Genomic DNA, 23,943 nt, shown 5'->3' with positions numbered 1-23,943 from the left:
GTGCGTCCTGCCGACCTAGCCCGCGAGCACGGCCTGTCGACCCAGGCGGTGCGCAACTACGAGGAGTCGGGCTTCCTGCCGCCCGCCGAGCGCACCCCGTCCGGCTACCGCGTCTACACCGAGGGCCACGCGGCCGCGCTGCGCACGTTCGTCGCGCTGATCCCCGCCTTCGGGCACGCGGTGGCGGGTCGGATCATGAACGCCGTGCACGCCGGCTCGCTCGACGACGTGCTGCTGACGATCGACCGCGGCCACGAGCAGCTCCTCCGCGACCGCGCCACCCTGGACTCGGTGAGCGGTGCCGTCGCGGACCTGACGGACGTCGAGCCGGTGCTGGAGCCGCGCACGATCGGGGAGCTGGCCCGGCGGCTGGGCGTCACGCCGGCCACGCTCAGGGCGTGGGAGGAGGCGGGAGTCCTGGTGCCGCAACGGGAACCGACCGGCTATCGGCTGTTCCGCGCGGAGGACGTCCGCGACGCGGAGCTGGCCCACCTGCTGCGCCGCGGCGGTTATCCGTTGGCGCGCATCGCGTTGGTGGTGGACCAGGTCCGTTCGGCGGGCGGCACCGACACGCTGGGGGCCGCCCTGACCGACTGGCGCGGCCGTCTCCTGGCGCGAGGTCTGGCGATGCTGACGGCGTCGGCCCGGCTCAGCGAGTACCTGACCGCACGGGCAGCAACTCCGTGACGAGCGCGCCGACCTGCTCGCTCTCGATCAGGAACGCGTCGTGCCCGTACGGCGACTCGATCACCCTGACCACGTCGGCCCCTGGGATCCCCGCCGCGAGTTCTTCCTGCTGCGCCAACGGGTACAGGCGGTCCGAGTCGACCCCGGCCACGATCGTGCGCGCCCGGATCCTCGTCAGCGCCGCCTGAACGCCACCACGCCCGCGCCCGACGTCGTGGGAGTTCATCGCCTCGGTCAGCGTCGCGTAGCTGGCCGCGTCGAACCGGCGCGTCAGCTTGGCCGCGTGGTGGTCCAAATAGGACTCGACCTCGAACCGCCCGTCTTGCTGCGCCTTCCTCCCGAACCGGGCCTGCAGCTCCTGCTCGCTCCGGTAGCTGATGTGCGCGATCCGCCGCGCGATCCCCAGTCCTTCGACGGGGTCGGCTCTGATCGCGTGCAGCTGCGCGGACGCCAGCGCGATCTGCTCGGCCGAAGCGGCCGCCGTCGTTGCCAGCAGCAGCAAGGACTCCACCCGATCGGGCGCGCTCACCGCCCACTCGACGGCCCGCATGCCGCCCATCGACCCGCCGAGCACCGCGGCCCACCGTTCGATGCCCAGGAAGTCGGCGAGGTGCACCTCTGCCGCGACCTGGTCGCGGATGGTGATGGCCGGAAAGCCGGGGTACTGCCAGGGCCCGGTGCTGCCCTGGCACCCGCCCAGCACGTTGGGCGCCACCACGAAGCAGCCGTCGAGCGGTCTCCCCGGCCCCACCAGGGAATCCCACCAGCCCGGCGTGGGGTGGCCCGGCTCCACGCCCCCGGCGACATGGCTGTCCCCGGTCAGGGCGTGGAGCACGAGCACCGCGTTGGAGGCCTCCGCGTTCAAGGTCCCCCACGTCTCGTACGCGAGCTGGAATCCTGGCAGTTCCCCGAACTCCGCGGCGTGGCTGAACCACTTCCGCCGCCCGTTCGGATCGCCGAACCGCCATCCGCCCACTACAACTCGGACTTCGCCGCGGTGAAGCCCGCCTCCAGGTCGGCCTTGAGGTCCTCCAGCCCCTCGAGCCCGACCGACAGCCGCACCAGACCCGGCGTCACGCCCGTGACGACCTGCTCCTCCGGCGAGAGCTGGCTGTGCGTGGTCGACGCCGGGTGCACGATCAACGACCGCACGTCGCCGATGTTCACCAGCTGGCTGAACAGGCTCGTACCGTCCACAAAGGCCCGCCCGGCCTCGACCCCGCCGCGCAGCTCGAAGCTCACCACCGCGCCCGCGCCCTTCGGCAGGTACTTCTGCGCATTGGCGTGGAACGGCGACGACGGAAGGCCCGCGTAGTGCACCTTCTCGACCTCGTCGCGGCCCTCCAGCCACTCCGCAAGCGCTTGCGCGTTCTGCACGTGCCGCTCGATCCGCAACGACAGCGTCTCGATGCCCTGGATGACCAGGAAGCTGGTCAACGGCGCGATGGCCGCGCCGGTGTCGCGCAGGCCCTGCACCCGCAGCTTCGCCGCGAACGCCCCGTGCCCGAGCACCGGCCAGTACTGGAGGCCGTTGTAGCTGGGGTCGGGCTCGTGGAAGTCGGGGAACTTCTCGGCTCCGTACTCGAACTTCCCGCCGTCGACCACCACGCCGGCGATGGCCGTGCCGTGGCCGCCGAGGTACTTCGTGGCCGAGTGGATGATGATGTCCGCGCCGTGCTCCAACGGCCTGAGCAGGTACGGCGTGGGCACCGTGTTGTCGACGACGAGCGGCACGTCGTTCGCGTGCGCGACCCCGGCCACCCCTTCGACGTCCAGCACGTGGGAACGCGGGTTCGCGAGCGTCTCCGCGAAGAACAGCTTGGTGTTGGGCCGCACGGCCGACTGCCAGGCGTCCAGGTCGTCGGGATCGTCCACGAAGGACACTTCGATGCCGAGCTTCGGCAGCGTGTAGTGGAACAGGTTGTACGTGCCGCCGTACAGCGAGGCACTGGAGACCAGGTGGTCACCGGCCCGCGCGAGGTTCAGGATCGCGGCCGTCCCGGCAGCGGACCCGGACGCGAACGCGACGGCCGCCACCCCGCCTTCGAGCGCGGCGACGCGCTGCTCCAGCACGTCCTGCGTGGGGTTGTTGATGCGCGTGTAGATGTTGCCGGGCTCGGCCAGCGCGAACAGGTCGGCGCCGTGCTGCGTGTCCCGGAAGACGTACGAGGTGGTCTGGTAGATCGGCGTGGCGCGGGCGCCGGTGGCCGGATCGGGCGCGGCGCCCGCGTGGATCTGCGCAGTCTCAAAGGACCAGGACATGGCTGTGCTCCAGAACGTTCGTTGATGCGAGAGGGGTTGGGATCAACGAGAGCAACGACAGGCCATGCTGGTGACGCGCACGTAGTCCACGTGGCGTCGGCTAACCAGCGGCATGGTCATGCAGACGAAGGTAGGGCTCCAGCCGGTCCCTCCGACACCCCGTCCAACAGGTGAGAACGCTTAGGCTGATCGCATGCGCACAGCTCTCGTCGGCTACGGACTGGGTGGGGCGGCCTTCCACGCCCCGTTCATCGAGGCAACCCAGGGCCTGGAACTCTCCGCGGTGGTCACCTCGAACCCGCAACGTCAAGCCGAGGTGGCGCAGCGCTACCCGAACGCCCGTCTGCTGTCCTCTCTGGACGAAGTCTGGCAGGGCGACTTCGACCTCGTCGTCATCACGACCCCGAACCGCTTCCACGCGACCCACGCCCGCCAGGTCCTGGAACGCGGCCTCGACGTGGTGGTCGACAAGCCGTTCGCCGGCTCGGCCATGGAAGCGCGCGCCCTGGCCTCCATCGCGTCCTCGCGAGGCCTGAGACTGATCCCGTTCCACAACCGCCGCTGGGACGGCGACTTCCTGACCGTCCAACGCCTGCTGGCCTCCAACGCCCTGGGCGCGGTGCACAGGTTCGAGTCGCGCTTCGAGCGCTACCGGCCGGAGATCAAGTCGTCCTGGAAGGAGTCCGGCGACCCGGCGGACCTCGGCAGCATCCTCTTCGACCTCGGCACCCACCTGGTCGACCAGTCGGTGGCCCTCTTCGGCCGCCCGGTCTCCGTCCACGCCGAGATCGCCACCGTCCGCCCCGGCGCCAAGGCGGACGACGACGTCTTCCTGTCCCTGACCCACGACAACGGCGTCCGCTCCCACCTCTGGATGAGCGCACTCGCGGCAGACCTGGGCCCGCGCTTCCGCGTGCTGGGCCACGACGCCGCGTACGTCAAGTACGGCATGGACCCGCAAGAGGACCGCCTCAAGGCAGGCGAGACCCCCGCAGGCCCAGGCTGGGGCGAGGAGCCCGAGGAGGCCTGGGGCACGCTCAGCGGTCAGCCCCACCGCACCGAACCGGGCGCCTACCAGGACTTCTACGCCCAGGTGGCGGCGGGCGAGGCCCCGGTCTCACCGCACGACGCGGTGACGGGCCTGGAGATCATCGAGGCGGCGAAGCAGTCGGCGGCGACGGGCGACGCGGTCAAGCTCTAACGCGCGGACGGCGGCTCAGGCTTCGTGCCGCCTGCTCGTTGCCCACGAGCACGAATCCTGCTCCCGAGCAAACGCTGCACCGGACCCGCGGGAAGAGCCTGGGCCGCCACACGCAGGTCGCCGGCCCCACCACGGTCGTACACACGCCACAGGAACCTGAGCTTCAGGGCGACGCGGTCAAGCTCTAACGCGCCGGCGGTCCGGCCGCGCGCACCAGCGGCGGGTGCAGCACTCCTGCCGCACCCCGCCGGTACAGCGCGGCCGGCCGTCCTCCGTCACGGCTGGTGCTCTCCCCGGTGGGCACCAGGAACCCCTCGACCCCGGTGACCTTCCGGTGGAAGTTCCGAGGGTCGAGCGGGCTCCCCCACACGATCTCGTACACCCGCCGCAGCTCGGCGACCGTGAACTCGGGCCCGCAGAACTCGGCCCCCAGCCCGGTGTACTCCAGCTTCGCCCGCGCCCGTTCCACCCCGGCCGCCAGGATCCGCCCGTGGTCGAACGCGAGCGACGACACCGACTCGACCGGTTCCCACGAGGCCGCGGCGGCATCCGTCCCCGCCACCGGCACCGGCAGGTCAGGCGCCAACGCCAGGTAGGCCACCGACACCACCCTCATGCGCGGGTCCCTGCCGGGCTCGCCGTACGTCCCGAGCTGCTCCAGGTGCAGCCCGGCCACCCCGGTCTCCTCCACCAGCTCCCGCGCGGCCGCCGCGTCCAGGGACTCGTCGACCAGGACGAACCCGCCGGGCAGCGCCCACTCCCCGAGATGTGGCGCCTCACCCCGCCGCACCAGTAGCGCGCACAGCGAGTCCCCGCGCACGGTCAGCACCACCAGGTCGACCGTGACCGCGAAGGGAGGGAAATCACTTGGCGAGTACACCCCGCCCACTATAGGCTTATCGTCAACACGACGATAAGGAGTCACGACCGTGGCCGACATCAGCACCTACCCCGGACTCCGCCACCTGCGCGGCGCCCCCACCGTCCACATCCGGCACATCCGCAAGGGCGCGCTGGTCCACGAGGGCACGGGCCTGAGCTTCTGGTTCCGCCCCCGCACCGCCGTGATCAGCGAGGTCCCGGTGGACGACCGCGAGCTCCCGATGCTCTTCCACGCCAGAACGCAGGACTACCAGGACGTGACGGTCCAGCTCACCACCACCTACCGCTGCACCAACCCGGAGATCACCACCGAGCGCATCGACTTCTCGATCGACCCGGACACCGGCACGTGGCGCCAGGACCCGCTGAGCCAGATCGCCAACACCCTCACCGAGAGCACGCAGCAGCACGCCCTCAAGACCATCGGCGACATGGACCTCGACACCGCCATCAAGACCGGCGTGGAACGCGTCAAGCAGCAGGTCCGCGAGAACCTGAAGGCGGACCACATCGGCCTGGAGATCATCGACGTCAGGGTCGTGGCCATCCGCCCGGACGCCGACATGGAGAAGGCCCTGCAGACCACCGTCAGGGAACGCGTCCAGCAGGAGGCCGACAAGGCCACCTACGAACGCCGGGCCATCGCGGTCGAACGCGAGCGCGCCATCAGCGAGAACGAGCTGCAGAACCAGATCGAGCTGGCGAAGCGCGAGGAACTCCTGGTCGTGCAACGAGGTGCGAACGCCCTGAAGAAGGCAGAGGACCAGGCGAGGGCGTCGAGGATCGCCGACGACGCCAAGGCGGAGGGCATCCGCAAGCTCGCGGAAGCCGAGGCGGCCGGCGAGAAGGCTCGACTCGACGCCTACCGGGACGTCCCGCAGGAGACCCTGTACGCCTTGGCGGCCAAGGAACTCGCGGGCAACCTGCCCGAGATCGGCAGCATCACGCTGACCCCGGACCTCATCCAGCCGATCCTCAACAGGCTCGCGCGATGAGCCTCGCCCCGCGAATTGTGCTGGTGCACCGGCGCACCGAGCTGACAGAGTTGCTGGCACGACACGGGACGCGAGGGCAGGTCGAGTTCTTCCTCAAGTCCCGCAACCGAACCCTGGACGAGGTGGTGGAGCGTGACCAGCAGGCCCGCAAGGCGTTGGGAGAGGTCAGCGCCGCCATCCCGCTGGACTGGCGCCGCGGCGTGGTCGAGCGGGAAGACCTGTCGCGGTTCCTGTTCGCGCCCGAGGACGTAGTCGTCATCGTCGGTCAGGACGGACTGGTCGCCAACGTGGCCAAGTACCTGACCGACCAGCCCGTCATCGGCATCAACCCGGACCGGGGCGTGCTCGCGAGGCACGACCCCTCCGACGCGGCCCAGCTCCTGCACAACACGAGCGACACCGAAGACCGCACGATGGTCGAGGCCAGGACCGACGACGGCCAGACGTTGCACGCCCTCAACGAGATCTACGTGGGCCACCCGACGCACCAGACCAGCCGCTACCGCATCGGCGCGGAACGCCAGGCGTCGTCCGGAATCCTGGTCGGCACCGGTACGGGCTCGACCGGGTGGTGCAGCTCGGCCCACCGCGAACGCAAGAGCGCGATCGCCCTGCCCACCCCGACCGAACCCAGGCTCGTCTGGTTCGTGCGGGAGGCCTGGCCGTCGCCGACCACCGGCATCGACCACACCGAGGGCGAGATCACCGGCCAGGCACTGGACATCGACGTGGAGACCGACGGCCTCGTGGCGTTCGGCGACGGCATCGAGAGCGACGCGCTACGGCTGGGCTGGGGCCAGCGGCTCAGCGTCGGACTCGCCACCCGCAGGCTCCGCCTCGTGCGCTGACCCGATCACCAGCAGGCACACGCCGGACAGCACCGCACCGGCGATCAGGTACAGCGCGATCGCCCAGGTTCCGGTGCGCAGCAACGACTGCGCGACCAACGGGGCGAGCCCGCCACCCAGCACCGCGCCGAGCTGGAAGCTCAGCGCCACCCCGCTGTACCGCACGCGCGTCCGGAAGAGCTCGGCGAAGTAGGCGGCGGACGGGCCGAACAACGCCGCCGAGCCCACGAACCCGAGCACCATCGCGAACGTGAACCAGCCGGAGTCGGTGAGCCAGAACAACGGGAACGCGAACGCGGCCTGGAAGATCGCGCCGCCGAACATCACCGGCAGCCGTCCGACGCGGTCCGACAGCAGCGCGAAGGCAGGCACCGCAACGACTTGCGCGATCGACCCCACGATCGTCGCGACCAGCAGGTCGTCCGCGGAGATCTTCAGCGCCGTGCGGCCGTACCCGATCATGAACACGCTCAGCACGTAGATGAAGATCGTGAAGCCGAGGTTCACGCCGGCACCCAGCAGCACCACGCGCCACCGGTCCCGCAGCACCTCGGCGATCGGCATCCGCGCTTTCTCCACCCGTTCGAACCGCGGCGACTCCGCGACCCGCAGCCGGATGTAGAGCCCGATCCCGACCAGCACGATCGAGAACACGAACGGCAACCGCCAGCCCCAGCTGAGAAACGCGTCCCCCGACGCCCGCGACGACGTGTACATCGCGAGGTTCGCCAGCACGAGCCCGACCGGCGACCCGATGAACACCCAGCTGCCGTACCAGCCCCACCGCCCCGGCGGCGCGTGCTCGACGGCCATCAGCGACGCGCCGCCCTGCTCGCCGCCCATGAAGAAGCCCTGCACGATCCGCAGCAGCACCAGCAGGATCGGCGCGAGGATGCCGACCTGGGCGTACGTCGGCAGCAGGCCGATCAGCGCCGTCGACAGTCCCGTCACGGACAACGTCACCACGAGCATCGACCGGCGCCCGATCCGGTCGCCGAGGTGCCCGATCACCGCGCCGCCCAGCGGCCGGGCGAAGAAACCCGCGCCGAACGTCGCGAACGCGAGCAGCACGCCCACCCGCGAGTCGAACTGCGGGAAGAAGATCTTGTCGAACACCAGCGCCGACGCCGTGCCGTAGAGCAGGAAGTCGTACAGCTCGATCGTGTTACCGACCGCCGACGCCGCCGCTACTTTGCGTACCCCCGTCATCGTTCCAGCCTGGTGGAGGGATTGACACTGCGCAATGGTCCGGTCACCCTTCGTCCTACGTTCCTACTCTTCAGTAACGAGGTAGCAATGACGCGCCGAGTGACTGTTGTTTCCCTGCTGGCGACCCTGATAGCGGCGTTTCTGGTGCCGACCGCGACCGCTGCGCCGAAGTACCGGAACTACGTCTCGCTGGGCGATTCGTTCGTGTCCGGACCGTTCATCCCCCTGCAAAGGCTCGATCCGCTGAGCTGCTTCAAGTCCACCCAGAACTACCCGTCCGTGCTCGCGAAGAGGCTCGGCATCGCGAACTTCACCGACATCTCCTGCGGTGGCGCGCAGACCAAGGACATGGAGGGTGTCCAATCGGGCATCCCCGGTCAGTCCGCCACCCAGTTCTCCGCCCTGAAAGCCGACACGGACCTCGTCACCGTCTCGATCGGCGGCAACGACATCGGCTTCTCCGACATCATCCTGACCTGCGCCGGCAAGAGCGTGCTCGACCCGCACGGCGCTCCCTGCAAGGCGAACTACGGCGACTCGCTGGCCCAGCGCGTCGACGCCACCGCCGCCAAGGTGGCCGCCGTGCTCGCCGGCATCAAGCAGCGCAGCCCGAAGGCCAGGATCGTCGTCGTGGGCTACCTGAGGATCCTGCCGTCCTCGGGTGGCTGCTGGCCGATCGTGCCGATCTCGCGCGGGGACGTCCCGTACCTCGACAACGTCCAGAAGCTCCTCAACGGAATGCTGGGCGCCCAGGCCAAGGCGGCGGGTGCCACGTTCGTGAACCCGTACGACATCAGTTCCGGTCGCGATACGTGTGCGGCACCGTGGGACAAGTGGGTCGAGGGCATCATCCCGACGAGCCTCGCGTTCCCCGTTCACCCGAATGCCAGGGGAATGGAAGCGGTGGGTAAGCAGGTGGCGGCCGCTCTCGCCGGGACGGAATCGACCGGCGTCTAGTTGCACGCACTTTCGGCGGTTTACACGATGTGGTGTTTACCGCTCAGTTGGTTGGAATTCCGGGTCCTTGCCGCGCCAGAGTGTTGGGCATGGCAAGGACCCGAATCTTGTTTGCCTGTCTCGCGCTCGCGGCCCCGCTCATCCCCGCGACGGCCCACGCAGCGCCTCTGACAGAGCACCTCCTGCCCGCCTCCGGCCTGGTGCTGTCGTTGCAGCCGGAGATGGGCACGCTCAGCACCACGCAGCTGAACTGCGATCCCGCAGGCGGCCTGCACAAGAACGCTCAGCAGGCGTGCGACCAGCTCACGCCCGTCGAAGGCGACTTCCGCAGACTGGAAGAGACCGGCGCGATGTGCACGATGGAGCTGAACCCGACCAAGGCCACGTTGCGCGGCAAGTGGCGCAACAAGAAGATCGACTTCCAGCAGGTGTACTCGAACCCGTGCGTCGTGCGCGCGTTCACCGGCAAGGTCTTCGACTTCTGACGGACCGCGTGCCGGTGTTCTGACGCACCGCCGTCGCGCCAGAACACCGGCAACGCCCTAACCCGGTAGCCCCCAGGGCAAGACCGGTGATCCGCCCACCGGTCCGGCCTTCAGGTCAGGCCTGTCCCCGCTGCGGTGGATGATCGCTTCCTCACCGCGGCGCAGGTCGATGCGCAGATCTCCGCCGGGCAGCACCGAGAACCGCTTCGGCCGTCCGCGCGAGTCCCGCACGACCGGATCCTTGATGTCCGTGCGCACCACGCACGGCGCGCCGGCCTCGCTGCGCAACCGGATCCACCGCGTGACCCCGTTCTGCCGGGAGGCGGACAGCAGGAACGCACCCTGCGTGCGGAAGTCGTCGAGCGAGATGTCCGGCCACGGCACCGCGGGGAACACCCGGATCACGCCACCCCAGCTCTGGCAGAGCATGTCGTACATCGACTGCACGGCGCTCAGCGGCGTTTCGATGACCGGCCCCGACTCCTGGTACATCGTGTTCGGCTTGATGTACCGGCGCATCAGCTCACCGAGGTAGTGGTCGGCCTTGTCCCCGCGCACCATCTGCGCGCTGATCGACGCGGCCCCGGTGAACGTGTAGCCCTGCAACGCGCCCTCGAAGCTGATCCAGTGGTTCAGCGACGTCTCGATGAGCTGCCGCCTCGCAGGGTCCTCCCAGGTCACCTCGTACAGCGGATAGATCTGCAGCAGGTGCGAGTAGTGCCGGTGCGACTTCGCGAACGGCACCCCCGCGCCGATCATGTACCCGTTGGCGTCCACCGGGTACGGCGTGAGGTTCGCCAGCGCGTCCTGCCACCGCGGGATCAGCGGATCGTTGACGCGCAACGACTTCGCGGCCTCCAGCAACGTCCGGCAGCCCCAGCGGAGCAGCGCGAGGTCGTAGGTGCAGTCCGGCGCGTTCACGCCGTACTCGGGTGAGAACGTGATCGGCAGGTGCCACTTCCCGTCCGAACCCTTGAAGAGGAAGTGGAAGTAGTAGTTGATCGCCCTGCGCAGCAACGGGAACAGCACGCCGCGCAGCACTTTGTCGTCCATCGTGTGCCGATAGGTGAGCCAGACGTTGTGCAACGTCCAGGTGAGGTTGCCGACCTCGGGCGTCGGCGTCTCCTGGCCTGGAACGCCCACGCCGTAACCGGAGTTGCCGATCCCTGCGCCGTTGTTCAGCACGGTGTCGGTGGTGCGCGGGATGCCGGCCGAGTCATGACGGTACTGCGCCGGCACCTGCTCGACGAGCACGTCCCGGTACCGGTCGACCGAGTGCGTGACAGCGTCGAAGTCGACGTGGTTGGAGCCGTGGATCAGCCAGTACTCCAGCTGCACGTTGAGGTTCCACCACGTGTTGGGCCACGGCGTGTTCTCCAGCCACGGTCCGCACGTGGCGATGGCGGGCGCTTCTTTCCGCGCCGCCGACGCGAACTTGTAGAGCTGGATCCAGTAGAACGACTCCAGCCGTTTGTCCGGAATGGACAGAAAGCTCTTCCGGTAGAAGTCGTGCCACCAGAGCCGGTGGTCGAGGGCGAGAGCGTCGATCGAGCCGCACCGGACGTGCGCGATCGCCTTGCGCACAGCGGTTTTCGCCGGATGCGACCAGGCGACGCTGGTGAACAGCGTTCTGCGGGTGCCGCGGGTGACCTCGCGCCACGCCGTCACGTGCTCGCCGCCTGCGTTCAACGGCTGCACGGCCAGTTGCACGTCACCGGCGTTCGTGAGCTGCACCGGCGGGTTGTCGGTGAAGCCGGCGGGTGCCGGGCGGCCCCACCTCGGGTCGGTGCGCGGGCTGATCGCCTTGAGCGGGTGGAACACCCAGCGGAACGCGCGTTCGCCCTCGCTCGCCTGCACGTCGATCGCGCAGACGTCGCGACGTGTGTGCACGAACGCCCTGAGCCGCAGGCTGCCCGCGGCCGTGGTGATCGTGCCGGTGAGCTCGGCGTTCCACAGGTCGAGCCGCCAGTCGACGGCCGTGATCGCGCCGACGGGTTCGAGCGTGAAGTAGCCGATCGGCAGCCGGGCGAGGCCGAACAACGCCCCGAACTCGGGCCGGTGGTCCTGCACCTGCGAGTGCTGGACGGTGAACCGGACGGCGTTCGCGCCGGGCTCCGCGTAGACGCCAGAGCCCAGGTAGCCGTTGCCGAGGAACGGGCCCTCGAACCACGCCGAGGGCATCTTCTTCCAGATGAGATCGGATGACCCGATGAAGTCCTTCCAGCTGAACGCATCGCCCGCGAAAGCGTTCGCCGGAACCAGAGCACTGCTCGCAACCCCTGCTAGAGCGCCCGCCATCACCGTACGCCGGTTGAGCTCGACCACTTCCAGGCACCTCACTTCGCTGTGCGGTCGGGTCTTCGCTGGCGGCGATTCATCGGATCTTTCGCGACCGGCCTGCCTACGTCAAGGGGCGTGCCTAGGCTTCGATCATGGGGGACTTCCTCGTCTACACGATCGGCTTCCCGATCACGTTCCTGCTGCTGGTCCTGGGCATGGCCCTGGCCGCGCGGCGCATCCTCGGCCTGCGCATCGGCCTCATCCGCACGGCGCTGGCGTGCCTGCTCGCGATGTCGGTCGCCCAGAGCGCGTTCGGCGAGACCACCGCGGAGCCGTCCGCCGGCCTCGTGACGCTCCAGCTCGGCATCTCGATCCTCGCGGTGATCGCGCTGCTGGCGCTCGCGGAGATCATCGTGCCGACCGGGTCGATCCCGCCGCCGACGGAGTGGTGGGGCATGGCGCGCCGCCGGATCGCGCGGACCCGGCGGTACTCGCGGATCACCGCGATCGCGTTCCGGCACGGCCTCGGCCCCTACCTGCGCGGCCGCGAGCGCACGTCCACGGGCCTCGCACGGTCGTTGCGGCTCGCGTTGCAGGACGCGGGCGTGACGTTCGTGAAGCTCGGGCAGGTGCTGTCGACGCGGGCCGACCTGCTGCCGGAGGACTTCGTCGAGGAGCTCAGCCTGCTCCAGGACAAGGTGCCGGCGGCGAAGTGGGAGCAGGTGCGGGCGGTGCTCGACGCCGAGGTCGGGCTCGACGCGTTCGCCGAGGTCGATCCCGAGCCGCTGGCGGCCGCGTCGATCGCGCAGGTGCACCGGGCCGTGCTGAAGTCCGGCGCCGAGGTGGTCGTGAAGGTGCAACGGCCCGATGTGCGGGCAACGGCCGAGGGCGATCTGGACATCGTGTCGCGGCTCGCGGAGACGTTGCAGCGCACGCGGTGGGGTTCGGCGCTCGGGGTGCGCGACCTCGCGGCGGGGTTCGCGGCGGCGTTGCGCGAGGAGCTCGACTTCAAGATCGAGGCGCGCAACATCACGGCCGTGGCGGCGGCGTCGGACTCGTCCGTCGGGCTGCCGCACGTCCACCTGTCGACCTCGCGCGTGCTCGTGATGGACCGGCTCGACGGCGTGCCGTTGCGCGGCGCCGCGAAGGACGTGGGGCTCGCCCGGACGTTGCTGCGGTTCGTGCTGCGCCAGGTGATGCTCGACGGCGTCTTCCACGCCGATCCGCACCCCGGCAACGTGCTGCTGCTGTCCGACGGACGGCTCGGGCTGCTCGACTTCGGCTCGGTCGGGCGGATCGACTCCGCGCTGCGCTCGGCGTTGCAACGGCTGCTGCTCGCGATCGACCGCAGCGACCCGGCCGGCCTCACCGACGCGTTGCTGGAGCTCACCTCACGGCCCGAGGACATCGACGAACAACGGCTGGAGCGCGCGTTGGGCCAGTTCATGGCCCGGCACCTCGGCGCGGGCATGCGGCCGGACGTCGAGATGTTCGGCGACCTGTTCCTGATCGTGTCGCGGTTCGGGCTGAGCATCCCGCCCGAGATCGCGGCCGTGTTCCGTGCGCTCGCGACGCTGGAGGGCACGCTGGCGGTGCTCGCGCCGGGCTTCAACATCGTCGTGGAGTCGCGGTCGTTCGCCGCCGAGCAGATCTCCGAACGGCTCACGCCGGAGTCGGTGAAGGCGACGATGGCCGAGGAGCTGCAGGCCGTCCTGCCGATGCTGCGCCGGCTGCCGCGGCGGATCGACCGGATCAGCGGCGCACTCGAGCAGGGCAGGCTCGGCCTGTCGATGCGGCTCTTCGCGGACGAGCGCGACAGGTCGTTCATCACCGGCCTGCTGCACCAGGTGATGCTGACCGTGCTGGGCGCGACCGCGGGTGTGATGGCGGTGCTGCTGCTCGGCTCGTCCGGCGGCCCGCAGGTGATCCCGGACATCGGGCTCTACCAGGTGTTCGGCTACAACCTGCTGATCATCAGCGTGCTGCTCGGTTTGCGCGTCGTTGTGACGGTGTTCAGGCCGCGTTCCTCTTAGAACTGCCTGCGGTACACGGAAACGTCGTCGCGCCAGACGCCGAAGTGGTCCGGCGCGGACTGGACGATCGTCATCTCGTTGAGGTGCCCCAGGATGCGCCACGACCGCGCAACCGCTTGCGCGCCCGCGTAGGCGATCGTGCAGAACCGCCGCGGTTCGACGACCGTGCGCACCCGGTCGATCTTGCCGACGCTCATCGGCGTGTCCTGCCAGAGGTCCAATGTGTACCCGGTGCGGATCGGGTCGCCGGACCCCAGCACGCCCTCGATCGAGACCACGAGGCGGTCGCCCTCGAGCCTCAGGTCGTGGTGGCCGCTGCGCGGAGGATCACCGCCGGTGTACGCGGAGCGTGCCGGGTCGAGCACCCAGTGCCCCAGAAAAGGCACGAGATCGTCACTCATGAGTGTCCCTTCGCGGAACCTGCGCCACTGGCGGATTGTCCGGCGGATCTACGTGGGCGACCATCACCCGATGAGTTATGAGACGGGCGTTCGGTGGAAGTGGATACCGGCCGTCGTGCTCGGCTTCGTGCTGCTGAGCTGGATCGTGTTCGAGGCACTGGACCTCATCGACTTCGACGGGGTCGTCGCGTGGGTGCGCGGCATCGACCCGGTGTGGGCGGCGGCGGCGATCTTCGCCCTGCTCGTCGTGGACGTGCTGCTGCCCGTGCCGTCCACTCCGCTCATCGTGCTGGCGGGAACGGCACTCGGCCTGCCCTTCGGGCTGGCACTCGCGATCGTCGGATCCCTGGGTTCCTCTGCCGCAGGGTACGCCCTGGGGCGGTTCGCGGGCCCGTGGCTGGTGCGCCGGGTGGTGACCATCGAGGAGCTGACCGAGATGCGGCGATGGGGCCGTCAGTTCGGGCCGTGGTTCTTCGGCGTGGCGCGCGGAATCCCGATGATGGCGGAGACGGTGTCGGTGTCCGCCGGCGTGTCCCGCGTGTCGTTCCGGACGTTCATGGCGTTCACGCTCGTCGGGACCGTCCCGATCTGCGCCGCCTACGTGTTCGCTGGATCCCAGGCCGACACGGTCGAGCAGATCGTGATGATCAGCGCCGTCGGATTCCTGCTCACCGTCGGCCTCTTCTACCTGCTCCGCCGACTGGTGAAGGCGGCGCCTTAGAAAACCTGTTGCGGGACGTGGTTGTATTGCAATGCGCCCGGTGCGCAGCGGAGGGTTACTTCGGTGATAACTAGGTTCAACTCCTGGAACCGGCTCCGGCCGGTCTTCGACCTGCTTCGGCGGGTCAGTCACCTTCTGCGATTTGATCTCGGGCGTCCACAACTCCACCTCGGCCAGAATTAAATCGCTGGCACGGCGTGGTTGCATAGAAATCGCACCCGGTGCGAAGCAGAGGGATACTTCCCTTCCAAGGAATGACCTTTCGAGGTCACCACTCCTTCTGCTGCCTGATCTCGGGAGCACACAACTTCACACGTGTCCGGTGCGAAGCAGAGGGTTACTTCCACTGGTAATGGGCAGGTTGCGGGTTCGAATCCCGCCAGGCGGGAAACCGGCTGTAGCTCAATCCGGCAGAGCAGCAACGTACCTTCCGCGACTCTGAACTCGGACACGTGTGAAGTCTGTGGGCTCCCCCTTTTTTGTCCCGAGGGGGAATGAGCCGATGGCGAAGTTCAACATCTTCCGCGCACGTCCGGCGGGCACCAGCCCGGTCGCCACGGAACCCGTTCCGGCGGCCGTCACCCACGAGGGCGCCCCCGCCTACGCGCGCGACACGAAGTCCGAGCTGTTCCTGCTCGCCGTGTCGAACATGGGCAGCGAGAACACCTTCTACGAGCCGAGCGGCCGCCGCGACGACCGCTACGCCCTGCTCGTGCGCAAGGCCGCCCTGGAGGACCCGGAGTGGACCGCGCGCCTGCTGCAGTGGCTGCGCACCGAGGCGAACATGCGCACGGCCTCGCTGGTAGGCGCCGCGGAGTTCGTCTCCGCCCGCCTGGCCGCGGAGTCCGACGCCGGCGTCACCAACCGAGCCGTCATCGCCTCCGTCCTGCAGCGCGCCGACGAGCCGGGCGAGCTCCTCGCCTACTGGACCGGCATCCACGGCCGCCGCATCCCCAAGCCCCTCAAGCGAGGCATCTCCGACGCCATCGGCCGCCTGTACAACGAGCGCGCCGTCCTCAAGTGGGACAGCGAGGCCCGCGGCTTCCGCATGCCCGACGTCCTGAACCTCACGCACCCGACCCCGGCCGCACCGTGGCAGGGCGACCTGTTCCAGTACGTCCTGGACCACCGCCGCTCGGCCGACGCTCCGGTCCCCGCCTCGCTGCGGGTGATCGCGGCACGGCGCGAGCTGATGGCGTGGCCGGTGGAGCAGCGCCGGGCGCTCTTCTCGCGCCCGGACGCGGCCGACGTGCTGCGCGGGGCCGGGATGACGTGGGAGGCGGTGGCGGGGTGGCTGCAGGGGCCGCTGACCCGTGAGGTGTGGGAGGCACTCGCACCGTCGATGGGTTACATGTCGCTCATCCGGAACCTCAGGAACTTCGACGAGGCAGGCATGTCCGACGAGGCCGCCGCGGCCGTTGCCGCACGCCTGGCCGACCCCGGCCAGGTCGCGCGCTCGCGGCAGTTCCCGTTCCGCTTCCTGTCCGCCCACCTGGCGGCGCCGAGCCTGCGCTGGGGTCACGCCCTGGACCAGGCGCTCCAGGCGTCGCTGGCGAACCTGCCCGCACTGCCGGGCCGCTCGCTGATCCTGATCGACACCTCGGCGTCGATGACGGGCGGCGCGTTCTCGCAGCGTTCGAAGGTCACGCCGGCCATGGCCGCCGCGGTCTTCGGCGTCGCACTGGGCGCGAAGGGCGAGAAGGTGGACGTGGTCGGGTTCGCGGACGGCACGTTCCGGCACGACATCCCGCGTGGCGCGTCGGTTCTCCGCGAGGTGAACCGGTTCCTCGGGCGGATCGGCGAGGTCGGGCACGGCACCGCGATCGTCGAGTCGCTGAAGAGCACCTACCGCGGGCACGACCGGGTGTTCATCATCTCGGACATGCAGACGATGGACGGCCACTACGGCGCCGGCGTCTCGGACGTCGTGCCGCGGCACGTGCCGGTCTACGGGTTCAACCTGGGCGGGTACGGGAGCGCCGCGTACGCGACCGGCAAGGCGAACCGCCACGAGTTCGGAGGCCTGACGGACGCGACGTTCAGGTCTGTCCCCCTGCTCGAGGCAGGTCAGAACGCCACCTGGCCGTTCTAGCCGGTGTGAGAGCTCTCCCCTGACGCGGAGAGCTCTCACACTTACTATCAGTTAGCGTTCTGACCAGGTACAATTCTGCTCATGGACTACGATGTGTTCGCGAAGGCGTGCCCGTCACGTCCCACGCTGGAGCACGTCACCGGCCGGTGGGGCAGCCTGACGCTGAGCGCGCTCGACGCAGGTCCGCTGCGGTTCAACGAGCTGCGCCGCCGCGTCGACGGGGTCAGCGAGAAGATGCTCTCCCAGACGTTGCAGGCGCTGGAGCGGGACGGGCTCGTGCACCGCGAGGCGCAGCACACGAACCCGCCGCGGGTCGACTACAGCCTGACGCCGCTCGGGCGCGAGACGGCGGACAAGCTGTTGTCGTTGATCCGCCACCTGGAGGCGATGATGCCGCAGGTGCTGGACGCGCAGGCCGCGTACGACGCCCGCTGACTCAGCACTCGATGACGTTCACGGCGAGTCCGCCGCGTGCCGTCTCCTTGTACTTGACCGACATGTCCTTGCCGGTGTCCCGCATGGTCTTGATGACCTTGTCCAGCGACACGAAGTGCGAGCCGTCGCCCCGCAACGCCATCCGCACCGCCGTGATGGCCTTGATGGACGCGACGGCGTTGCGTTCGATGCACGGGATCTGCACCAGGCCGCCGATCGGGTCGCACGTCAGCCCGAGGTTGTGCTCCATGGCGATCTCGGCGGCGTTCTCGACCTGTTCGGGCGTGCCACCGAGAACCTCGGCGAGACCTCCCGCGGCCATCGAGCAGGCCGACCCGACCTCGCCCTGACACCCGACCTCGGCGCCGGAGATCGACGCGTTCTCCTTGAACAGCACGCCGATCGCGCCCGCCGTCAGCAGGAACCTGACCACGCCGTCGTCGGAAGCACCCGGCACGAACTTCGTGTAGTAGTGCAACACCGCCGGAACGATGCCGGCCGCGCCGTTGGTCGGCGCCGTGACGACGCGGCCACCGGCGGCGTTCTCCTCGTTGACCGCCAATGCAAAGAGCGTCACCCAGTCCATGACCCGCAACGGGTCGGTGACGAAGTGCTCGCTCTCCAGGCGCTTGCGCATCTCGGCGGCGCGGCGGCGGACCTTCAGGCCGCCGGGCAGCGTGCCGTGCTCGGTGCAGCCGCGTTCGACGCACTCCTGCATGACGTGCCAGATGTGCAGAAGTCCTTCCCGCACTTCGGTTTCCGTGCGCCACGACAGCTCGTTGGCCATCATGATCTCGCTGATCGACAGGCCGGTCTCGCGGCAGCGCGCGAGGAGCTGGTCGCCGGTCAGGAACGGGTGCGGCAACGGGGTCGTGTCCGGCTTGATGCGGTCGGTGCCCGACGCGTTCTCGTCGACGACGAAGCCGCCGCCGATCGAGTAGTAGACGGCGTGCTCGACCGACTTGCCACCGGAGAACGCCTCGAAGCTCATTCCGTTGGGGTGCAGCGGAAGCGACTTGCGGCGGTGCATGACGAGGTCGCGGTCGTGCGTGAACGCGATCTCGTGCGTGCCGCCGAGCCTCAGCCGGCCGCTGGAGATGATCTCCTCGACGCGTTCGGCGGCGGCGGACGGGTCGACCTCCTCCGGGAGGTTGCCCTCCAGGCCGAGGAACACGGCCTTGGGGCTGCCGTGGCCGTGGCCGGTCGCCCCGAGCGAACCGAACAGCTGGACGTGCACACGGTCCACAGTGGACAGCTGTGGGCCGAGCTTGTCGACGAACATCGCGGCCGCGCGCATCGGGCCGACCGTGTGGGAGCTGGACGGTCCGATGCCGACGGAGAACAGGTCGAAAACGCTGATCGCCACTGATCAGTCCTTCGTGGTGGGCGGAGCGGAGTCAGTCGGTCTTGGTGAGCTCGGCGTACTTGGCCGCCGTGAGCAGGTTCTCCGCCGACTCGACGCGGACCTTGAACAGCCAGCCCTCGCCGTACGGGTCGTTGTTCACGATCGCCGGGTCCTGCACGACGGCGTCGTTGACCTCGATCACCTCACCGGTCACGGGCGAGAAGAGGTCGCTGACGGACTTGGTGGACTCGAGCTCACCGCACACGGCGTTGGTGACGACCTCGGCACCGACCTCTGGCAGCTGCACGTAGACGATGTCGCCGAGCGCGTCGGCGGCGTACGCGGTGATTCCGCAGGTCAGCGGGTCCTGGGTGCCCGGCGTCCAGTCGACCCACTCGTGTTCGACGGTGTAGAGCAGGTTCTCGGGGAACTCCACGGCGACTCCTCTGGCTGTGACGGGTCAGGACAACTAGCGCCCCCTCCGCCGTGCAGAGTTGCCTACCCCGAGTGGTCTTGCTGCCTGAGAGTGTGCGGGAGCTTGCCCCTTCGGCGCCCCGACTCATGACGGTCGAGGTCTCTCCCACTCGGGTTCTGGCGCTCGCGCGCCGCGGCCGGTGTTCAGTTCTCGGCGCGAACGCTATGTGCGGCCCCCGCCGAGTGTCAACGCGGGACGGTCGAGTGGAACGCGAACAACACTCAGGTCGCTCTGTCCTATCCGAACAACCAGAGGGTTACCGGATAGTGCTAGCTGCACAGTGACATGACCTTGCGGCTGGCCCACATTATGAGATGTCGGCCATCGAACGGAGGAGTCATCGTGCGGATCGCAGTTCCCCGCGAGATCAAGAACCACGAGTACCGCGTCGCTCTCACCCCTGCCGGTGCGCACGAGCTGACCAGCCGCGGCCACGACGTCTACGTCGAGCAGGGTGCCGGTCTCGGTTCCGCGATCACGGACGAGGAGTACCTCGCCGCGGGCGCCAAGATCCTCGCGACCGCCGACGACGTGTGGGCCGAGGGCGACCTGGTCCTCAAGGTCAAGGAGCCGATCGCCGAGGAGTACCCGCGTCTCCGCGCCGGCCAGACCCTCTTCACGTACCTGCACCTCGCCGCCGACAAGCCGCTGACCGAGGCGCTGCTCGCGTCCGGCACCACGGCCATCGCCTACGAGACCGTGCAGCTGCCGAACCGCGCGCTGCCGTTGCTCGCCCCGATGTCCGAGGTCGCGGGCCGGCTCGCCCCGCAGGTCGGCGCGTTCAGCCTGATGAAGCCCTCCGGTGGCCGCGGCGTGCTGCCCGGCGGCGTCCCCGGTGTCGCCCCGGCCCGCGTGGTCGTGATCGGCGGGGGCGTGGCGGGCATCAACGCCGCCACCATCGCCGTCGGCATGGGCGCGGACGTGCAGATCCTCGACACCAACGTCGACCGCCTGCGCCAGATCGACGCCCAGTTCCAGGGCCGCCTGCGCACTCTCGCCTCGAACTCGTTCGCGATCGAGCAGGCCGTCCGCGAGGCCGACCTGGTCATCGGCGCCGTGCTCGTCCCCGGTGCCGCCGCGCCGAAGCTCGTGTCGAACGCGCTGGTCGCCGACATGAAGCCGGGTTCCGTGCTCGTCGACATCGCGATCGACCAGGGCGGTTGCTTCGAGGACTCGCGCCCGACCACGCACGCCGAGCCGACCTACGAGGTCCACAACTCGGTCTTCTACTGCGTCGCGAACATGCCGGGCGCCGTCCCGCGCACCTCGACCTACGCGCTGACCAACGTCACGCTGCCGTACGCCGTCGCGCTGGCCGACAAGGGCTGGGAGAAGGCGCTGAAGGACGACCGTTCGCTCGCCCTGGGCCTGAACGTGCACGCCGGCCAGCTCACCAACGGCCCGGTGGCCGAGGCGACCGGCCTCCTGCACACGCCGCTGGAGTCCGTGGTCTGAAAGCCAACTGAATGAATGAGGCCCCCGCACGCGAGCAACGCTGCGGGGGTTTCGCCTATCTGAGGGCGGCCACGCGCGCCTTGATGCCGTCGATCACGCAGTCCAGCCCGAACTCGAACTGGCTCTCCAGCGACCACAGCTCCTGCTCGTCCAGCATCGCGACGTACCGGGGGTGCTTCTCCCGGTAGAGGTCGGCGATCTTGGCCAGGTCCGGCGGCGGCGAGTCCATCCCGCCGCGCCCGACGAAGTTGACCTCCGCGATCGCGTACCCGTTGACGTAGCTGCCCACCGCGGAGATCGACTGGGCGGCGGCCACCGTGCTCAGGCCGGCGCGCAGCATCGGCCCGAACATGGCGTCCGCGTAGGCCACCGCGTTCGGGCCGATGGTGTTGAACTGCCCGATCCCGCGGATCCACCACGGGTGCTTGAGCGCGAGCTGACGCAGTTCGTGCATCATCGCCCGCACCGCGGTCTCCCAGTCGGTCTCGGGATCGGGCAGGGTGAACTCGCCGTAGATCTCGTCGAGGCAGAGCTCGATCAGCGCGTCCTTCGTCGGCACGTGCCAGTACAACGACATCGGTGCCGCGCCGAGCGCCGCCGCGAGCTTGCGCATGGACAGCTTCGGCAGGCCGTCCGCGTCCAGCATCTCCATCGCCTTGCGCACGATGGCCTCCCGGCTCAGGCCGAGGGGCTGGCCGCTGCCGGGCCTGGGCTTGCTGAACCACACGCTCTCCACGGGCCGATCCTAGGCACGTCGCAGCAACACGCTGGCCACAACACCTCCCAGGAACACGGCGACAGCGCCGATCACCAGGCTGACGCTCATGCCGTTGGAGAACGCCTCGCGCACGACCGTGATGTCCGCACCGCTGTGCAACGCCTCCTGCAACGAACGTCCCGGCACTCCGTCCGGCAGTGACGCGACGAACCGCGCCGACAGCAGCGCGCCCAGCACGGCGATGCCGAACGAGGAACCCAGCTCCGTCAACGTGCCGGACAGCCCGGACGCGATGCCGGCGCGTTCCGGCGGGATCGACCCCATCAGCGCGTTGACCGCAACGGGTTGCGACACACCGACTCCGACGCCGATGAGCACCAGCCCGGCGAGCGTGGGCGGGTAGGTGTCGCCGATCGACAGCAGCAGCACGCCGCCCGCGACGATCGTCATGCCCAGCAACATCGCGCGGCCCGCGCCGAGCTTCATCACGAGCTGCCCCAGCGTGTTGCTGGTGACGAGCAACGCGATCGCCATCGGCGCCACCCGCACCCCCGCCTCCAGCGGGCTGTACCCCAGCACGCCCTGGAGGTGTTGCGTCAGCAGGAAGAGCGAGCCCGCCATGCCGAACGCCGCCAGCACACCTGATGCCACCGCGCCGGTGAAGCGGCGGTTCTTGAAGAACCCGAGGTCGAGCATGGGTTCGGCGGTATGCCGTTCCCACCACGCGAACCCGGCCATCGTCACCAGCCCGATCGCCACCGGCACCCCGAACTCGGCAGAGCCGAACCCGTGCTCCGGCACCTCGATCACCGCGTACACGATCGACACCATGCCGACGATCGACAGGATCGAGCCGAGCACGTCGGGCTTGCGCACGGTCGGGTCCTTCGACTCCGGCACCAGGAACGCGACGGCGGCGATCGCGAGCAGCGCCACCGGCACGTTGATCAGGAACACCGAACCCCACCAGAAGTGCTTGATCAGCGCGCCGCCGATCACCGGTCCGGCCGCGAAGCCGAGCGACGTGACGGCGGCCCAGATGCCGATGGCCTTGGGGCGTTCCTTGTCGTCGAACAACTGCATCAGCACGGCCAGCGTGCCCGGCATCAGCACCGCGGCGCCGATCCCCATGAACCCGCGGGCCGCGATCAACGCCTCGGACGACCCTGCGTAGGCCGCCACCGCGCTGCCGGTGCCGAACAGCACCAGGCCGACCAGCAACGCACGCTTGCGGCCGAACCTGTCGCTCAGCGACCCGGTCGTGAGCAGCAGGCCCGCCAGCGCGAGCGAGTAGGCGTTGATCATCCACTGGATGTCGGCGGTGCTCGCGTCCAGGCCGGTGGAGATGGACGGGATCGCCACGTTGAGCACGGTGTTGTCCAGCACCACGACCATCACGGACAGGCACAGCACGCCGAGCACGGCCCAGCGTTGCGGGTGCGGGTGCACCACGGCCTTCTCGGTCGTCGAAGTCATCGTTCCTCCCCCTTACGGTGTACGAGGAACTTACAGCGTACGAGACCGCAGGGCGCAAGCCTTTTTCGCTCAGGACAGAACGGGGAGGTCGCCGGGAAGCGAAGAGATTTCAGGGAAAATAAAGGGCGGCCGCGCTCAACCAGCCTGGGGGTCACTGGGAGCGGGGCCGCCGTCACCAAATATAGCGGGCTTCTCCGCGCCGCGCCCAGCACCCCCGCCGAAACGCGCCCCGAAAGTTTCCCCGAGTGGACCACCGCCCGTGTCCGGCCCGTCCAGCAAACGAGTGAATTCCGTGCCGCGCGGTGCGGCGAGCAGGGGCTTCGGCCGATGAAGACGGAGTCGGGTGTCCCTCGAAGGGAGATTCCATGGCTGAACCACAGGGATGGATCCACTGCCACGACCCGTTCGGTCGAGACAGGTCGATGACCGTGCTGGTGGAGAACGACCGGGTCCTGCTGGTCACGCCTCCTGGCGAGACCGCTGTGATGTCCGCCACTCAGACGCGCCGGCTGGGCTCTTTGCTCGACCAGGCCACGGCGAAGATGTGATGGACGAGACCCTGCGCGACGCGGTGCTGCAACGCCTGGCACTGCTGGACAAGGTCGCCGAGCACGGGGAAGCCGAGGCGCTGGTTCCGTTGGCCCGCGCGGAGATCCACCGCCTCGCGGACGGCTGGCGCCTGCTGCTGACGGTGCACCAGCCCGACGAGGACGGCCGGTGCAAGGCGTGTCCCGGCTGGTTGCGGCGCCGCCGATGGCCTTGCCAGGTATGGAACATGGCGCACCAGCACCTCATCGGCGAGGGCCTGCCGCACCGCGAACGGCGGCGGCCGTTGCGCAACCCCTTCACACGATCAGGTGTTATCGAACTGCCGGAGGAGACCCCGGCGGAGATGACCACCGAGCTGCCCGTCGTGGTCGCGGAACCGCCGGTCGTGCACCGCGCGCCCGTCGTGTCCCGTCCCAAGCACGCCTTGCCGGAGTGAC

Annotated in this window: 23 protein-coding genes and 1 riboswitch; of the genes, 13 read left to right on the top strand and 10 right to left on the bottom strand. The window is 69.2% G+C overall.

Going from position 1 to position 23,943, the window contains the following annotated elements; translation table 11 throughout:
- A complete protein-coding gene (locus tag ACQEU1_RS32045; protein ID WP_433209785.1) occupies window positions 1-687 on the top strand; it encodes a TioE family transcriptional regulator in 687 nt (228 codons plus the stop codon).
- Here the strand turns inward: ACQEU1_RS32045 and metX are convergent.
- Both metX and ACQEU1_RS32035 read right to left on the bottom strand, forming a co-directional pair.
- Window positions 650-1,663: a homoserine O-acetyltransferase MetX gene (gene metX, locus ACQEU1_RS32040; RefSeq protein WP_433209783.1), complete on the bottom strand. Its 1,014-nt coding sequence runs from the start codon at window positions 1,661-1,663 to the stop codon at window positions 650-652. The genes ACQEU1_RS32045 and metX overlap by 38 nt on opposite strands.
- On the bottom strand, window positions 1,663-2,949 hold the full coding sequence (locus ACQEU1_RS32035) for a bifunctional o-acetylhomoserine/o-acetylserine sulfhydrylase (RefSeq protein ID WP_433209781.1): 1,287 nt from the start codon (window positions 2,947-2,949) through the stop codon (window positions 1,663-1,665). Before ACQEU1_RS32035 ends, metX begins: the two co-directional genes overlap by 1 nt.
- A 193-nt stretch (window positions 2,950-3,142) precedes the next feature.
- On the opposite strand from ACQEU1_RS32035, the gene ACQEU1_RS32030 reads away from it, so the two are divergent.
- Window positions 3,143-4,150, top strand: a complete 1,008-nt coding sequence (locus ACQEU1_RS32030) for a Gfo/Idh/MocA family protein (RefSeq protein WP_433209779.1) — start codon at window positions 3,143-3,145, stop codon at window positions 4,148-4,150.
- Window positions 4,151-4,334: 184 nt separating this feature from the next.
- Here ACQEU1_RS32030 and ACQEU1_RS32025 read toward each other — a convergent pair whose 3' ends face one another.
- Window positions 4,335-5,030, bottom strand: a complete 696-nt coding sequence (locus ACQEU1_RS32025) for an NUDIX hydrolase (RefSeq protein ID WP_433209777.1) — start codon at window positions 5,028-5,030, stop codon at window positions 4,335-4,337.
- 49 nt (window positions 5,031-5,079) lie between these two features.
- Between ACQEU1_RS32025 and ACQEU1_RS32020 the strand changes: the two genes are divergently transcribed.
- Both ACQEU1_RS32020 and ACQEU1_RS32015 read left to right on the top strand, forming a co-directional pair.
- Window positions 5,080-6,027, top strand: a complete 948-nt coding sequence (locus ACQEU1_RS32020; RefSeq protein ID WP_433209775.1) for an SPFH domain-containing protein — start codon at window positions 5,080-5,082, stop codon at window positions 6,025-6,027.
- Window positions 6,024-6,875, top strand: a complete 852-nt coding sequence (locus ACQEU1_RS32015) for a hypothetical protein (RefSeq protein ID WP_433209773.1) — start codon at window positions 6,024-6,026, stop codon at window positions 6,873-6,875. The genes ACQEU1_RS32020 and ACQEU1_RS32015 overlap by 4 nt, the downstream gene beginning before the upstream one ends.
- Here the strand turns inward: ACQEU1_RS32015 and ACQEU1_RS32010 are convergent.
- Window positions 6,807-8,084: an MFS transporter gene (locus ACQEU1_RS32010; RefSeq protein ID WP_433209771.1), complete on the bottom strand. Its 1,278-nt coding sequence runs from the start codon at window positions 8,082-8,084 to the stop codon at window positions 6,807-6,809. The genes ACQEU1_RS32015 and ACQEU1_RS32010 overlap by 69 nt on opposite strands.
- 87 nt (window positions 8,085-8,171) lie before the next feature.
- Between ACQEU1_RS32010 and ACQEU1_RS32005 the strand changes: the two genes are divergently transcribed.
- Window positions 8,172-9,041 (top strand): SGNH/GDSL hydrolase family protein, encoded by an 870-nt coding sequence (locus tag ACQEU1_RS32005; protein WP_433209769.1) that lies wholly within the window; start codon window positions 8,172-8,174, stop codon window positions 9,039-9,041.
- Between the two features lie 89 nt (window positions 9,042-9,130).
- Entirely contained in the window at window positions 9,131-9,526 is a 396-nt protein-coding gene (locus tag ACQEU1_RS32000) for an SSI family serine proteinase inhibitor (RefSeq protein WP_433209767.1), read from the top strand.
- Window positions 9,527-9,583: 57 nt separating this feature from the next.
- Here the strand turns inward: ACQEU1_RS32000 and ACQEU1_RS31995 are convergent, their stop codons facing one another.
- Window positions 9,584-11,824: a glycosyl hydrolase family 95 catalytic domain-containing protein gene (locus ACQEU1_RS31995; protein ID WP_433211903.1), complete on the bottom strand. Its 2,241-nt coding sequence runs from the start codon at window positions 11,822-11,824 to the stop codon at window positions 9,584-9,586.
- Between the two features lie 134 nt (window positions 11,825-11,958).
- Between ACQEU1_RS31995 and ACQEU1_RS31990 the strand changes: the two genes are divergently transcribed.
- A complete protein-coding gene (locus ACQEU1_RS31990; RefSeq protein WP_433209765.1) occupies window positions 11,959-13,839 on the top strand; it encodes an ABC1 kinase family protein in 1,881 nt (626 codons plus the stop codon).
- Here ACQEU1_RS31990 and ACQEU1_RS31985 read toward each other — a convergent pair.
- Window positions 13,836-14,240, bottom strand: coding sequence for a hypothetical protein (locus ACQEU1_RS31985; RefSeq protein WP_433209763.1), 405 nt, complete (start codon window positions 14,238-14,240; stop codon window positions 13,836-13,838). The two genes, ACQEU1_RS31990 and ACQEU1_RS31985, sit on opposite strands and share 4 nt — an antisense overlap.
- Window positions 14,241-14,310: 70 nt before the next feature.
- Here ACQEU1_RS31985 and ACQEU1_RS31980 point away from each other — a divergent pair, with 70 nt between their 5' ends.
- From ACQEU1_RS31980 to ACQEU1_RS31970, 3 genes are all read left to right on the top strand, one after another.
- The gene (locus ACQEU1_RS31980) at window positions 14,311-14,961 is read left to right on the top strand and encodes a TVP38/TMEM64 family protein (RefSeq protein WP_433209761.1); all 651 of its coding nucleotides are present in this window, start codon (window positions 14,311-14,313) and stop codon (window positions 14,959-14,961) included.
- A gap of 502 nt (window positions 14,962-15,463) precedes the next feature.
- A complete protein-coding gene (locus ACQEU1_RS31975; protein WP_433209759.1) occupies window positions 15,464-17,053 on the top strand; it encodes a TROVE domain-containing protein in 1,590 nt (529 codons plus the stop codon).
- An 81-nt stretch (window positions 17,054-17,134) separates the two neighbouring features.
- The gene (locus ACQEU1_RS31970) at window positions 17,135-17,488 is read left to right on the top strand and encodes a winged helix-turn-helix transcriptional regulator (protein ID WP_433209757.1); all 354 of its coding nucleotides are present in this window, start codon (window positions 17,135-17,137) and stop codon (window positions 17,486-17,488) included.
- A gap of 1 nt (window position 17,489) precedes the next feature.
- On the opposite strand, the gene ACQEU1_RS31965 is transcribed toward ACQEU1_RS31970, so the two are convergent.
- Together ACQEU1_RS31965 and gcvH are read right to left on the bottom strand one after the other, a co-directional pair.
- Window positions 17,490-18,854 carry an L-serine ammonia-lyase gene (locus tag ACQEU1_RS31965; RefSeq protein ID WP_433209755.1) on the bottom strand — a complete coding sequence of 455 codons (1,365 nt, stop codon included), beginning with the start codon at window positions 18,852-18,854 and terminating at the stop codon, window positions 17,490-17,492.
- A gap of 31 nt (window positions 18,855-18,885) precedes the next feature.
- Complete coding sequence (gcvH, locus tag ACQEU1_RS31960; protein WP_433209753.1) at window positions 18,886-19,269, bottom strand: glycine cleavage system protein GcvH; 384 nt, start codon at window positions 19,267-19,269, stop codon at window positions 18,886-18,888.
- A gap of 62 nt (window positions 19,270-19,331) precedes the next feature.
- Window positions 19,332-19,426, bottom strand: a riboswitch (glycine riboswitch).
- A 224-nt stretch (window positions 19,427-19,650) separates the two neighbouring features.
- On the opposite strand from gcvH, the gene ald reads away from it, so the two are divergent.
- Entirely contained in the window at window positions 19,651-20,763 is a 1,113-nt protein-coding gene (gene ald / locus ACQEU1_RS31955) for an alanine dehydrogenase (protein WP_433209751.1), read from the top strand.
- A 55-nt stretch (window positions 20,764-20,818) separates the two neighbouring features.
- Here ald and ACQEU1_RS31950 read toward each other — a convergent pair whose 3' ends face one another.
- Together ACQEU1_RS31950 and ACQEU1_RS31945 are read right to left on the bottom strand one after the other, a co-directional pair.
- The gene (locus tag ACQEU1_RS31950; protein ID WP_433209749.1) at window positions 20,819-21,499 is read right to left on the bottom strand and encodes a TetR/AcrR family transcriptional regulator; all 681 of its coding nucleotides are present in this window, start codon (window positions 21,497-21,499) and stop codon (window positions 20,819-20,821) included.
- 9 nt (window positions 21,500-21,508) lie between these two features.
- The gene (locus tag ACQEU1_RS31945; protein WP_433209747.1) at window positions 21,509-22,957 is read right to left on the bottom strand and encodes an MFS transporter; all 1,449 of its coding nucleotides are present in this window, start codon (window positions 22,955-22,957) and stop codon (window positions 21,509-21,511) included.
- Window positions 22,958-23,322: 365 nt separating this feature from the next.
- Between ACQEU1_RS31945 and ACQEU1_RS31940 the strand changes: the two genes are divergently transcribed.
- Both ACQEU1_RS31940 and ACQEU1_RS31935 read left to right on the top strand, forming a co-directional pair.
- Window positions 23,323-23,505, top strand: a complete 183-nt coding sequence (locus ACQEU1_RS31940) for a hypothetical protein (protein WP_045312139.1) — start codon at window positions 23,323-23,325, stop codon at window positions 23,503-23,505.
- The gene (locus ACQEU1_RS31935) at window positions 23,505-23,942 is read left to right on the top strand and encodes a hypothetical protein (protein ID WP_433209744.1); all 438 of its coding nucleotides are present in this window, start codon (window positions 23,505-23,507) and stop codon (window positions 23,940-23,942) included. Before ACQEU1_RS31940 ends, ACQEU1_RS31935 begins: the two co-directional genes overlap by 1 nt.
- Window position 23,943 lies beyond the last annotated feature (1 nt).

The organism is Lentzea sp. CA-135723 (assembly GCF_050936595.1).
Classification (GTDB): Bacteria; Actinomycetota; Actinomycetes; order Mycobacteriales; family Pseudonocardiaceae; genus Lentzea.
Note: the sequence above shows the minus strand (reverse complement) of the source record. Positions and strands in the feature narration are given on the sequence as shown.